The organism is Mesorhizobium sp. B4-1-1, from assembly GCF_006439375.1.
Lineage (GTDB): Bacteria > Pseudomonadota > Alphaproteobacteria > Rhizobiales > Rhizobiaceae > Mesorhizobium.
Genome location: NZ_VFTH01000012.1, coordinates 185,497 through 198,530, shown reverse-complemented (window position 1 = coordinate 198,530; position 13,034 = coordinate 185,497). Strand labels below are relative to the sequence as shown.

The following is a 13,034-nucleotide window of genomic DNA, read 5'->3' as shown; positions in this document are numbered from 1 at the left end:
GCCAGCCCGTATCGGCTAAGGGCTTCGCAACAAAGCCCTCTTGCCCGGACCGCCGCCCAAAATGACCGCCAAATCTCATCCCCTCTTCCTCGGCATCGACACCGGCGGCACCTACACCGATGCCGTGCTGTGGTCGGAGGGAGGCGGTCCCAAGGGAAAAGTCCTGGCCAAGGCCAAGTCGCTGACCACGCGCCACGACCTCGCCGTCGGCATTTCCGGCGCGGTGGATGCGGTGCTTCAGGAATCCGCAACCGATCCGGCAGCCATCAAGCTGGTCTCGATGTCCACCACTCTGGCCACCAACGCGCTGGTCGAGGGCCAGGGCGGGCGCGTGGCGCTGGTCATGATCGGCTTTTCCGAGGCCGACCTAGCGCGCGACGGGTTGAAGACGGCGCTCGGCACCGACCCGGTGGTGTTCTGCCCCGGCGGCCATGACGTGCATGGCAATGCGGCCAAACTCGACCTGTCCGGCCTCGAGGCGGCGCTGCCGGAACTTGGGCGTTCGGTGTCTGGCTTCGCCGTCTGCGCCTATTTCGCCACCCGCAACCCGGCGCATGAGCTTGCGGCCCGCGACCTGATCCGCGACAAGACCGGCCTGCCGGTCACCGCCAGCCACGAGTTGTCGGCCAAGCTCGGCGGCCCGCGCCGCGCGCTCACCACCTTGCTCAACGCCCGGCTGATCTCGATGATCGACCGGCTGGTCGCGGCGACCGAAGGTTTCCTCGCCCAGCGCGGCATCGCGGCACCCCTGATGGTGGTGCGCGGCGACGGCGCGCTGGTCTCGGCGGCCTTCGCCCGCCAGCGGCCGATCGAGACGATCCTGTCCGGCCCCGCCGCAAGCCTGGTCGGCGCGCGCCACATGACCGGGCTGGACGACGCCATGGTCTCGGATATCGGCGGCACCACGACGGACGTCGCCGTGCTCGACGGCGGCCGCCCGCGCCTCGATCCGGAAGGCGCCACCGTCGGCGGTTTCCGCACCATGGTCGAGGCCGTCGCGATGCGCACCTTCGGCCTCGGCGGTGATTCCGAAGTCACGCTGGAAGACGGCGCGCTTGACCCGAAGATCCTGCTCGGGCCGCGCCGCCTGGTGCCGCTGGCGCTGTCGGGCATGGTGCATGGCGAGGCGGTGACCTCGGAGCTGGAGCGGCAGCTGCGCGCGCCGAATCCCGGCCGCATGGACGGGCGCTTTGCCGTGCGCACCGGCGTGCCGGACCGGCTCGCCGCCGGGCTGACCGCGCCGGAGGCGAAGCTGTACGAGACGATCGGTTCGGTGCCGCTCGCGCTCGATCGGCTGCTCGCTTCGAACGCCCAGAACGCCACGCTGAACCGGCTGGTCGCGCGCGGGCTCGTGCATATCTCAGGCTTCACGCCGTCCGATGCCGCCCATGTCGTAGGAAAACAGGCCAATTGGGATGCGGCGACCGCCCGGCTCGGCGCCGAGCTCTTCGCCCGCCGCCGCGACGGCCGCGGCCAGACGATCGCCGCGACGCCGGAAGCCATCGCCGAGCGCGTGCTGGTGACGCTGACCCGCTGGTCGGCCGAATATATCCTTGAAACCGCCTTCGCCGAGGACGGGCTGGACGGCGCAGCGACCGTCGCGCACGCGCTGGTGCAGCGCGCGGTCGACGCCCATCCCGGCATCGCTCGCTTCACCGTCGCGCTCGACCGCCCGGTCATCGGCCTTGGCGCGTCGGCGCCGCTGCATTATGCCGGCCTGCCGCCGCTGGTCGGCAATGGCTGCATCGTGCCGGAAGACACCGACGTCGCCAACGCGCTCGGCGCCGTGGTCGGCCAGGTGCGCGTCTCGGCCGAAGCCCGCGTCAGCCAGCCCAAGGAAGGCCTGTTCCGCCTCGCCTCGGGCCAGACGGTGCGCGACTTCACCGAGGAGGACAAGGCGATCGCGGCGGCTGAGGCCGATGTGCGCGCGCTCGCCGCCGAGCGCGCGAAGGACGCCGGCACCGACAGCGCCGAGATCGAAATCGCCACCGAGTTCAAGGTCTCGACCATCGAGGGCCAGCGCATGTTCATCGAGGCCCATGTGGTGGCCGTGGCGTCGGGAAGGCCGCGGATTGCGGTGTGAGCCCCCTTCCTTCTCCCCGTTTCACGGGGAGAAGGTGCCCGAAGGGCGGATGAGGGGCAGCGCCGACCAATGAGATTGCGCTGAACCGCTACTTTACGGAACGCCGCGCCGCCCCTCATCCGGCTGCCGCCACCTTCTCCCCGTAGAACGGGGAGAAGGGAGCCTACATCCTAAGCCGAATTGACCCCGCGACCCCAAACATGCCAAACGCCCGGCAAGCCTACTATCTGGAGACGTGCAGATGACCGACCGCATCGAGATCGCCGGGTTGCGGATTGCCCGGGAGCTCCATGACTTCGTGGCCGAGGAGGCGGCAGTCGGCACCGGCATCGACCCGGAGAAATTCTGGACCGGCTTTTCAGAGATCGTCCACGACCTCGCCCCGAAGAACCGGGCGCTTCTGGCAAAACGCGACGCCATGCAGGAAAAGCTCGACGGCTGGTATCGCGCCAATGGCGCGCCGATCGACATGGAGGCCTACAAAGGCTTCCTGAAGGAGATCGGCTATCTGGTGCCGGAAGGGCCGGCCTTCAGCGTCTCGACCGTTAACGTCGATCCCGAGATCGCCGTCGTCGCCGGACCGCAATTGGTGGTGCCAGTGATGAACGCGCGCTATGCGCTCAACGCCGCCAATGCCCGCTGGGGCTCGCTCTATGACGCGCTCTACGGCACCGACGCCATTCCCGAGACAGGCGGCGCCGAGAAGGGCAAGGGCTTCAATCCGGCGCGCGGCGCCAAGGTCATCGCCTGGGCCAAGGATTTCCTCGACCAGTCGGTGCCGCTGACGTCAGGCAAATGGGCCGGCGTCAACGGGCTGTCGGTGGCCTATGGCGCGCTCAAGGTGGGCGAAGGCGCCGGCGCCACCACCCTCGCCGACCCGAAACAGTTTGCCGGCTATCGCGGCGATGCCGCCAATCCCGAAGCCGTGCTTCTGGTGAAGAACGGCCTGCATATCGAGATCGTGATCGACCACGCCAACCAGATCGGCAAGACCGATCCTGCGGGCATCGCCGATGTCATCCTGGAATCGGCGTTGACCACCATCCAGGACTGCGAGGATTCGGTCGCCGCGGTGGATGCGCAGGACAAGGTCGTCGTCTATCGCAACTGGCTCGGCCTGATGAAGGGCGACCTTGCCGAGGAGATCAGCAAGGGCGGCAAGACTTTTGTCCGCAAGCTGAATCCCGACCGCCGCTACACGGCGCCGAACGGCGGTCAGGTCCTGCTGCCCGGCCGCTCGCTGATGCTGGTGCGCAACGTCGGCCACCTGATGACCAATCCGGCGATCGCCGACCGCGACGGCAACGAGGTGCCGGAAGGCATCATGGATGCCGCCATCACCGCGCTGATCGCGCTGCACGATGTCGGCGACAACGGCCGCCGCGCCAATTCCCGCGCCGGCTCGATGTATGTGGTGAAACCGAAAATGCACGGGCCGGAAGAGGTCGCCTTCGCCGTCGAGATATTCGACCGCGTCGAAGCCCTGCTCGGCATGGCCAGGAACACCATCAAGATGGGCATCATGGACGAGGAGCGGCGCACCACCGTCAACCTCAAGGAAGCGATCCGCGCCGCGAAGGAACGCGTCGTCTTCATCAACACCGGCTTCCTCGACCGCACCGGCGACGAGATCCACACCTCGATGGAAGCCGGACCGATGATCCGCAAGGGCGACATGAAGCAGGCCGCCTGGATTTCCGCCTATGAGGCGTGGAATGTCGACACGGGCTTGGAATGCGGGCTCGCCGGCCACGCCCAGATCGGCAAGGGCATGTGGGCGATGCCGGACCTGATGGCGGCGATGCTGGTCGAGAAGATCGCGCATCCCAAGGCCGGCGCCAACACCGCCTGGGTGCCGTCGCCGACGGCTGCCACCCTGCACGCCACGCACTATCACAAGGTCGATGTGAACGCCGTGCAGGCGGCGCTGAAGAGCCGGCCGAAAGCCAGGCTCGACGACATTCTTTCGGTGCCGGTAGCAAGGCGGCCGAACTGGACGCCGGACGAGATCCAGCGCGAGCTCGACAACAATGCGCAAGGCATCCTGGGCTATGTCGTGCGCTGGATCGACCAGGGCGTCGGTTGCTCGAAAGTACCCGATATCAACGATGTCGGCCTGATGGAGGACCGCGCCACGCTGCGCATCTCCTCGCAGCACATCGCCAACTGGCTGCGCCACAAGGTCTGCTCGGAAATCCAGGTGCGTGACTCGCTGCAGCGCATGGCGGCCATCGTCGACCGCCAGAATGTCGGTGACCCGCTCTACCAGCCGATGGCGCCGGATTTCGACAATTCCATCGCCTTCCAGGCCGCCTGCGACCTGGTGTTCAAGGGAACTGTCCAGCCCAATGGTTACACCGAGCCGGTGCTGCATGCGCGGCGGCTGGAGCTGAAGGCGCGCGACAGGCAGGACTCTGCCTGAGTCTGCTGGCTAGCCGCCGGCTGGTCGGCGGTTGCGGCCCTCACCCGCCTTTGATCGTGCGCGACATGAAGACATCCGTGTGCCTGACATGCGCGGGCGTGTCGCGAAACGGCGCGCAGGGCTGAAGCCGAACGCCTCGTACACGGCAATCGCGCTTTCCATATAGAAAGTGGTGTGGATCAGCACCATGCGGGCCGGGCTCTTGTCGATCTCCGCCAGGACCGCGCCCATCAGCGCGCGACCTATGCCTTGTCCCCGGAAGGATGCATCGACGAAGAACTTGTGAAGTTCCGCCGTGCCATCGCCGAACGGACCGAAAGCGAGGCAGCCCGCCGGCACGTTGCCCGATCGCGCAATGAAGGCCATGGCATCCGGCACACCGAATTGCATTGCCAGTTTATGGCCGCTGGTGCCGGGCTGGAAGAGCGTCCTTATATCCTCCTCCGAGACACCATGGGGCGCGGACGCGTCGACATCCCACTGCGCTAGCCTGCCGCAGAGCATGGCCATGGTCTCGAAGTCTTCGGCGCTGCGCGCCGGCAGAACTGAAATCATCCTTCGCCCCCGCGCGGATCGGTTCCACCATACCACGCAGTTACCGGGATGCGAACGCATCGTCGAGCGCTCAACGAGGCGGCGACCTCGCAAATGGCTTGACGAATATTTGTCTACCTATTAGTAGGTAGATAATGACATTCGAGGAAAGGTATCCATCATGTCTTCACATATGAGCGGCCAGAACCGCGCCCGGTCGTCGAGCGGCTGGCTCAAAAACTATTACTATCTACGGTTTGCCGTATCGGCGGCCTGGGTCGCGGTAGCCTTCACCGTCGCTAAGTCGGTTCCGCCGCTCGCCGCCGTCATGCTGGTGGCCTACCCCGCCTGGGACGCGCTCGCGAACTATGTCGACGCGCAGCGCAGCGGCGGGCTCGGCCGCAACAAGTCGCAACTCCTCAATTTCGCCGTCAGCATCCTCACCGCGATCGCGGTCGCCCTCGCGCTTGGCCGCGGCATGAACGCGGTGCTCGCGGTCTATGGCGTCTGGGCCGTTGTCTCCGGCGCATTTCAACTCCTGACGGCAGTTCGTCGCTGGAAGACCAGCGGCGCGCAGTGGGCGATGATCCTGAGCGGCGCCCAATCGGCGCTGGCCGGCCTCTTCTTCGTCAAGATGGCGGGCGGCGCGGAGGCCATCGGCATCGTCAATGTCGCGCCCTACGCCGCCTTCGGCGCCTTCTACTTCCTGGTGTCCGCCGTGTGGCTTTCCGTCAGCGATATGCTTCGCAAGTCGCGGCAGGTGGCGAGTTGAGCTTTCTTCCGTCGGACGTTAGGCATGTCTATGGATAAGCCCTCGAACACCGCCGATGACATCCTGGCCGCCGCGCGAAGCTTTATCGTCGCCGGCGGCTATAACGGGTTCAGCTACGCCGATATCGCCGAGGTCGTCGGTATCCGCAAAGCCAGCATCCATCATCATTTCCCCAGCAAGGTCGACCTCGTGCAAACCCTGGTCAGGCGCTACCTCGAGGATGCCGTCACGGGCATGACCGAGCTTGAGTGCAATGTGCCTGCGCCGCCGGAATTGCTGCGAACCTATGCCGGCTTCTGGGCGCAGTGCATCGAGGACGCGAGCAGGCCGATCTGCGTCTGCGCCTTGCTCGCCAGCGAGCTTCCCGCCCTTCCGCCGGAGGTTGCCGTGGAGGTCCGGGCGTATTTTGAGTTTCTCTCGGGGTGGCTGACCGGCGTTATCGAGCGCGGCGCCGCGCAGGGAGCATTGACGATCTCCGCCGCCCCGCGCGCGGAAGCGGAGGCCTTCATGGCGACCGTGCACGGGGCGATGATTTCCGCGCGGGCCTATGGCGACGTCCTGACTTTCGGCATGATCCTGGCACCGACGCTGCAGAAGCTGATCCCCGCGACCGATTGAGGAGGAGATCGGCCGGCATCCGCGCCCCTTTCCGGCGATAAGTTCACGCATGAAGCCGAGCGTCCCTTGGCGTCCTTGCCGGCATCAATTGCCGCTTTTCCCCATTTCCCGCATTGAGTGACTGTTTTGCTACAGGTTTATTAGACAATTAAGATTAAGCTCTTTGCAGTGGCGGCGATAACGAGCGACGCTTGGGAGACAATCGATGCGTTCTATCCTGGGGACTTTCCTGGTTCTGGGCTTAGCCCTGACCGGCGCCGATGCCGCTGACATCGTCCAACCGGTGGCATCGATGGACGTTCCCTATTCATGGACCGGCCTTTATGTCGGCGCGAACGCGGGAGGGGCCTTCGGAAAGGTCGATGGCGATTTCATCGGCATTCCTGGATCGGCAGACATCGGGAATTTTACCGGCGGCGCTTTGGTCGGCGCCAATTATCAGTACGGTCAGTGGGTTCTCGGTATCGAAGGCGATATCAATTACCTGGGATTCAAGAAAGAATTCTCGCCGGGGGTTGGCGGCGGCGGCCTTGGCGCCGAAGCGAGCGTCGATGCCTTCGGAACGATCCGAGGCCGCGTCGGCTATGCCTTTGATCGTTGGCTTCCTTATGTCACGGCAGGCGTTGCGATGGGTGATGTGAAGATCGATGAGCACGTCTTCGGTGTAGCCAAGACCAAATTCCAGACAGGATATGCAGTCGGCGGCGGTGTTGAATACGCTTTCAGCAACAATTGGACCGCCCGTGCGGAATATCTCTATGTCGACCTCGGCAAGAAAGACTTCGGGTTTGACCCGATCGATCCGTATAACGTGAAGACGAACTTCAGTGTCGTTCGCGCTGCCTTAGCCTACAAATTCTGATTCCGGGCAACATCGCAATTTGCTCATGATGATGCCGGCGCGGCTGCACGCCAAATCGCGCTGCCGTCAGGAATTGCCTTGATAGAGCTATTTCCCCGTTCCGCCGGAACGGCTCTGGGCATCCGGTCGCTTCATCACGCCGCCTGCGCCATCCGCTCCGCGCTCATCCGGTAGGAAATCGCTTCGGCGAGATGGATGCGGCCGACCGTCTCGCTGGCGTCGAGGTCGGCCAGCGTGCGCGCCACCTTGAGCACGCGGTGATAGGCGCGCGCCGAAAAGCCGAGCTTTTCGCTGGCGTCCTTGAGCAGCGTCAGGCCGGCGGCATCGGGCTTGGCTATCTCCTCGATGATCGAAGGCGGGCAATGCGCGTTGGTGGTGGCGCCCGCTCCCAGTCTTTCCAGCCGCTCGCGCTGCATGGCGCGCGCACGCGCCACGCGCTGCGCCACCGAAGCACTTGTCTCGGCCTTGTCCGGCCGGATCAGGTCGCTCGCCGAGACCGCCGGCACCTCGATCCGAAGGTCTATGCGGTCGAGCAGCGGGCCGGAAATGCGCGCCTGGTAGTCGGTGCGGCAGCGGTCGCCGCGCAGGCAGCGATAGCCGGGCTCGCCCGACATGCCGCAACGACACGGGTTCATCGCCGCCACCAGCTGGATGCAGGCCGGATAGGTGACGCGGTGGTTGGCGCGCGCGATCATGCAGTCGCCCGTCTCCAGCGGCTGGCGCAGCGCATCGAGCGTCTGCGGCGTGAACTCCGGCAACTCGTCGAGGAACAGAACGCCGTGATGGGCGAGCGAGACCTCGCCTGGCCGCGCGCGCAAGCCGCCGCCCACCATCGCCGCCATCGAGGCGGAGTGATGCGGGGCGCGGAACGGCCGCCGGTCGGTCAGCTTGCCTTCGCCGAGCTCGCCGGCAACGGACGCGATCATCGACACTTCGAGCAGTTCCTTGGGCGCCAGCGGCGGCAGGATTGAAGGCAGGCGCTGGGCCAGCATCGACTTGCCCGAGCCAGGCGGTCCGACCATCAAGAGGTTGTGGCCGCCGGCGGCAGCCACTTCGACCGCCCGCTTGGCGCTCTCCTGGCCCTTGATGTCGGCGAGGTCCGGCAGGTCGCGCGCCGCGAGCTTTATGCCGGCCTCGGGCCGCGACAGCACCTGCGTGCCGCGGAAATGGTTCGCCACCGCGATCAGGCTGCGTGGCGCGAGGATGTCGAAATCCTTGCCGGCCCATGCCGCTTCCGGCCCGCAGGCGAAGGGGCAGATCAGGCCCTTGCCTTCGGCATTGGCGCCGATCGCCGCCGGCAGCGCGCCCGCCACGCCGGCGATGGTGCCGTCGAGCGACAATTCGCCAAGCACCACATAACCGGCAAGCATGTCGCCCGGTATGGCGCCGAGCGCCGCCATCAGGCCGAGCGCGATCGGCAGGTCGTAATGGCTGCCTTCCTTGGGAAGATCGGCTGGCGCGAGGTTCACCGTCACCTTCTTCGACGGCATCGACAGGCCAGATGCGTGCAACGCCGCCTGCACGCGCTCGCGGCTTTCGGCCACCGCCTTGTCCGGCAGGCCGACGATCTGCATGCCGACCTTGCCCGGCCCGACCATCACCTGGACATCGACCGGCACGGCCTCGATGCCCTGGAAAGCCACCGTGCGAACCCGCGCCACCATATTTCCCGCCCCCGGATCCGGCCTCGTGCGCGGCGCTGCGATCAGCCGCCCGAGACCTCACGCCAGACAACCACAGATTTGCGGCGGAGGCAAGAACATTACAAGAACACCGGTTTGGCCGCGGCAACGGCGCGTGGCCAAACCGGTATATTGCCTAGCGGTCCAGCCACACCTTCTCGAAATGCTGCTCGAGATTGGGATGCGCCGGATTGTCCTTCACCGCCGCCACCGAATGGGTGAACAGCGAGCGCCAGTAAGGCTGGATGAGGATGCCGGAATCTTGGAGGATCTGCTCGACATCCTTCATGATCTCCTTGCGCTTTTCGACGTCCGGCACGGCAAGCGCCTCGCCGAGCTTCTTGTCGAACGCGGGATTGGCGTAGCCGGATTCGTTCCAGGCTTCGCCGCTGCGATAGGCGAGCGCGAGGTTCTGGACGCCCAGCGGCCGCATGCCCCACGACGTCATCGAGAAGGGATATTTGGTCCAGTTGTTCCAGAAGGTCGAGCCTGGCAGCACGGTGCGCTTCACCTTGAAGCCGGCCTCGCGCAGCTGCGCGGCGATGGCGTCGCCGGTGCTGCGGTGCCAGTCCTCGTCGCCGGTGATCAGCTCGTGCTCGAAATCGAGCTGCCCCGCCTCCGCCATCAGCTTCTTGGCGCCTTCGAGGTCGCGCGTCTTCTTCGGCAGCGCGTAATATTCCGGGTGCAGCGGGCTGACATGGTGGTTCTCGGCGACCGTGCCCTTGCCGCCATAGCCGAGCGTCAGCACGGCCTGATTGTCGGTCGCCAGCTGCAGGGCGCGGCGCACGCGTACGTCGTCATAGGGCTTGCTGGTCACATTGGTGCGGGCAAGGATCGTCGCCGCCGTCACCACTTCCGACTTCACCAGTCCCAGGCCGTCCATAATCGCGACATAGTCGGCGGTGGTCTCGAAATTGGTGTCTATCTCGCCGGCTTCGAAGGCGCTCACCCAGGCGGCCGGATCGGTGCCGTAGTCGATGAACTCGATGCCGTCGAGATAGGCCTCGCCGCCCCACCACTTGCCGTTCTGGCGCCGTTTGACGACGGCCTTGGTGCCGACGTTGTAGGAGACCAGCTCGAAAGCGCCGGTGCCGACCGGATGCGCGATGAGATTGGCGCCGGCCTTCTCATAGCCGCGATGCACGATCAGCGCGGAATATTCCGTCATCGACGGAATGATCGAGATGTCGGACGAGGACAGTTTCAGCACCACCGTGTGGTCGTCGGTCCTGGTGATGGCGCCGTCGCGCGCCTTGCCCGTCTTGGCGTCGATCAGCGCGGTCATGCGGCCGGCCATGGAATTGCCTTCGGCCGCCTTGTCGCACCAGCGCTCGAGGTTGAAGATCACGTCCTCGGCGGTGAAGTCGTTGCCATTGTTCCAGGTCACGCCACGCCTCAGATTGAGCGTGTATTCGGTGGCGTCGTCGTTGACCTTCCAGCTTTCCAGCAGCGAAGGCTTGAACGTGTAGTCGGTGTCGTAGCGCACCAGCGTGTCGAGGAACTGGCGCGCGATATTGGCCATTTCCGGCCAGTCATAGGCGCGCGGGTCCTTCTGCTCCTTGACGAAGGTGGAAACGCGCAGCACGCCGCCCTTCTTCGGCTCGGCGGCTCGCGCCGGCGTCGGCGCGGCGAGCCCGATCAGGCCATAGGCGGCCACCGCCGACGCGCCGAAAATGCTTGCCATCGCCAGGAATTCACGCCGGTGGAGGCGTCCGCCCCGGACCTCCGCCGCCAGGCCCTCGACCAGCGCATGATGGCGGTCGAATTCGCAATGCTCGCAATCCTGTCCCATTATTTCCCAGCTCCGAATAGATCGACGAACCAGTTCCAGAAGCCGTCGGTGTCGATATCGACGGCCACCCGCGCGTTTGGCGGCCTCTTTGAAACATTGTTGAAGTCGGCGATGGTCATGCCGCGGGTTACCTCGCCGCCGGTCTCCAGATGCACGTAGTAGTTCTCGAACGTGAACAGCGACGGTTTTACGATCGCGGCGAGCGCGATCACGTCGTGGAGGTTGGGATCGTCGGCGCCGAACTCGTCCTTGCGCCGCATCATGAAGTCCAGCACCCGCGCCACCACATCGGCCTGCGGACCTGATGCGGCTCTTATCCGGTCGAACACATGGCGCGGCAGCTCAGGCTTCAACGTGACGTCGAGGCCGACCATCGTCAGCGCGCAGCCGGCTTCGAAGACGATGCGTGCGGCTTCGGGATCGCAATAGAGATTGAACTCCGAGGCCAAGGTCATGTTGCCGCCGCGGATGGCGCCGCCCATGATGGTGATGCGTTTGATCAGCGACGGCAGCCCGGGGTGTTCCGTCAGTGCGGTGGCGATATTGGTCAGCGGCCCGACAGCGAGAATCTCGAGCCTGCCCGGGTGCCGCTTCGCCGCCTCGTGGATCAATTCCGTCACGCCGGCCCCGGCAAAGCCGCGCCGCGCGGCGGGCAGCGCCACGTCGCCCAGCCCGGTCGCGCCGTGACTGACGGCGGTTGACAGCGGCCTGGCGAGCGGGCGTGAAGCGCCGATATGCACGGGCGCCTCGCAACCGAGAAAATCCACCAGGTCGAGCGTGTTCCTGGCCGTCTTCTCGATCTCGACATTGCCGCAGACGGCACTGATCCCGATCAGCTCGATCGTGTCCGTGCAAAGCGTCGCCGCCGCGATGCAGACGGCGTCGTCCGTGCCGGTGTCGACATCCATCACCAGCGGGATCCTGGAAAGCATGGTCACGTCGCGATCCCTCCCGTTGCCGGGCTTGCACCGTAGGACGGCGGAACGAGCATTATGATCGGAAAGTCCCACTTATCGACATAGTTAAACGTTTGCCTAAAGCAGGGCTGACCAGTTGTCAACACGTTCTACCTGCCGGAGCGCCCCCTCGCCGCGTGGGTCTGTCGACTTTGCCGACGTAAGAGGTTAGGGGATCAGGCCGACGGTGCTTGGCAAGCAATGCGAGGACATGTGGCGGCGACCATCAAGGATATTGCGAGAGGTGCCGGCGTATCGATCGCCACGGTCTCCAAGGTCCTCAACCGCAAGGACGCCTTCATCAGCGAGGAAACGCGCAGCCGCATCTGGTCGCTGGCGCGGGAGCTCAACTACACGCCGAACTCCATCGCCCGCTCGCTGGTCACCCGTCGCTCGCAGGTCCTCGGCATCATCGTTCCGGATATTCTCAACCCCTATTTCACCGAGCTGGTTCGCGCCTGCGACGACGCTGCCCGGCTGCGCGGCTATACGACGATCCTGTGCAACTCGGATGGCATTCCGGATAAGGAGGAGGCGCATCTGGCCTTCCTTGCCGGCCATGGCGTGGACGGCATCGTGCTGGCGGCGAGCGGCGTGATCCCGAATGCCGGCCTCCTCCGAGGGCTGAACATCCCGTTCGTGTCGATGGACCGCGAGGTCCCGGAGCTCGATTGCCTGGCCGCGACCGTCGACACCGACTATCGCAACGGCGCCTTTCAATCGGCCGGCTACCTGATCGCCAAGGGCCACACGCGCATCGCATTCCTTTGCGGATCGGCGGAAAGCTCGAACACCGGGATCAGGCTGGCCGGGTTCGAGGAGGCGCATCGCCAGGCCGGCATTGACGTCGATCGAAACCTCATCCGCTGTGGCGAGTTCCAGCACAGCTTTGGGCGCCAGGCGACGCGGGAGCTGCTGGAAAGCACGCGGTTTTCGGCCATCTGCTGCATGAGCGACATGCTGGCCATCGGCGCCACGGTTGCGCTCCGCGAAAAGGGGCTTGTTGTCCCCGACGACTGCGCCGTCATGGGCTTCGACAACATCTATCTGGCGCCGCTGCTGGAATGCCCGCTGTCGACCATCGACCGCCGCATCTTCGAAGCAGGCACCATCGCCATCGACGCGCTGATCGACTTCCTCGAAGGGCCCGACCGGCGCCGCGCGGCGATCGTGATGGAGCCCAGCGTGGTCGAGCGCAAGACGGCGTAATTGGGCAGTGGGACGATGCCCGGAGCGCTACCTAGCCGGCCGCCCCCTCGCTTCGCAATGGGCCGCCAGCAGGCCGAGGACGATCGGCAGGTCGTAATGGCTGC

10 protein-coding genes are annotated in these 13,034 nt (G+C 65.5%); 6 read left to right on the top strand and 4 right to left on the bottom strand.

Annotated elements, in window-relative coordinates:
* The first annotated feature begins 61 nt into the window (after nucleotides 1-61).
* Entirely contained in the window at nucleotides 62-2,083 is a 2,022-nt protein-coding gene (locus FJW10_RS18540) for a hydantoinase/oxoprolinase family protein (RefSeq protein WP_140901174.1), read from the top strand.
* A 241-nt stretch (nucleotides 2,084-2,324) separates the two neighbouring features.
* Entirely contained in the window at nucleotides 2,325-4,505 is a 2,181-nt protein-coding gene (locus FJW10_RS18535; RefSeq protein ID WP_140901173.1) for a malate synthase G, read from the top strand.
* Between the two features lie 9 nt (nucleotides 4,506-4,514).
* Here the strand turns inward: FJW10_RS18535 and FJW10_RS18530 are convergent, their stop codons facing one another.
* Nucleotides 4,515-5,060: a GNAT family N-acetyltransferase gene (locus FJW10_RS18530; protein WP_181177573.1), complete on the bottom strand. Its 546-nt coding sequence runs from the start codon at nucleotides 5,058-5,060 to the stop codon at nucleotides 4,515-4,517.
* Between the two features lie 172 nt (nucleotides 5,061-5,232).
* Here FJW10_RS18530 and FJW10_RS18525 point away from each other — a divergent pair, with 172 nt between their 5' ends.
* The 3 genes from FJW10_RS18525 (at nucleotide 5,233) to FJW10_RS18515 (ending at nucleotide 7,291) form a co-directional block, all read left to right on the top strand.
* The gene (locus FJW10_RS18525) at nucleotides 5,233-5,811 is read left to right on the top strand and encodes a DUF308 domain-containing protein (RefSeq protein ID WP_140901171.1); all 579 of its coding nucleotides are present in this window, start codon (nucleotides 5,233-5,235) and stop codon (nucleotides 5,809-5,811) included.
* 30 nt (nucleotides 5,812-5,841) lie between these two features.
* Nucleotides 5,842-6,429 carry a TetR/AcrR family transcriptional regulator gene (locus FJW10_RS18520; protein ID WP_140901170.1) on the top strand — a complete coding sequence of 196 codons (588 nt, stop codon included), beginning with the start codon at nucleotides 5,842-5,844 and terminating at the stop codon, nucleotides 6,427-6,429.
* 205 nt (nucleotides 6,430-6,634) lie between these two features.
* Nucleotides 6,635-7,291, top strand: coding sequence for an outer membrane protein (locus FJW10_RS18515; protein WP_140901169.1), 657 nt, complete (start codon nucleotides 6,635-6,637; stop codon nucleotides 7,289-7,291).
* 134 nt (nucleotides 7,292-7,425) lie between these two features.
* On the opposite strand, the gene FJW10_RS18510 is transcribed toward FJW10_RS18515, so the two are convergent.
* From FJW10_RS18510 to FJW10_RS18500, 3 genes are all read right to left on the bottom strand, one after another.
* Nucleotides 7,426-8,955: a YifB family Mg chelatase-like AAA ATPase gene (locus tag FJW10_RS18510; protein ID WP_140901168.1), complete on the bottom strand. Its 1,530-nt coding sequence runs from the start codon at nucleotides 8,953-8,955 to the stop codon at nucleotides 7,426-7,428.
* 154 nt (nucleotides 8,956-9,109) lie between these two features.
* Nucleotides 9,110-10,765, bottom strand: coding sequence for an ABC transporter substrate-binding protein (locus FJW10_RS18505; RefSeq protein WP_140901167.1), 1,656 nt, complete (start codon nucleotides 10,763-10,765; stop codon nucleotides 9,110-9,112).
* The gene (locus tag FJW10_RS18500) at nucleotides 10,765-11,697 is read right to left on the bottom strand and encodes a nucleoside hydrolase (protein WP_246674304.1); all 933 of its coding nucleotides are present in this window, start codon (nucleotides 11,695-11,697) and stop codon (nucleotides 10,765-10,767) included. Before FJW10_RS18500 ends, FJW10_RS18505 begins: the two co-directional genes overlap by 1 nt.
* A gap of 237 nt (nucleotides 11,698-11,934) precedes the next feature.
* Here FJW10_RS18500 and FJW10_RS18495 point away from each other — a divergent pair, with 237 nt between their 5' ends.
* Nucleotides 11,935-12,930 carry a LacI family DNA-binding transcriptional regulator gene (locus FJW10_RS18495; protein ID WP_181177572.1) on the top strand — a complete coding sequence of 332 codons (996 nt, stop codon included), beginning with the start codon at nucleotides 11,935-11,937 and terminating at the stop codon, nucleotides 12,928-12,930.
* Nucleotides 12,931-13,034: the final 104 nt, after the last annotated feature.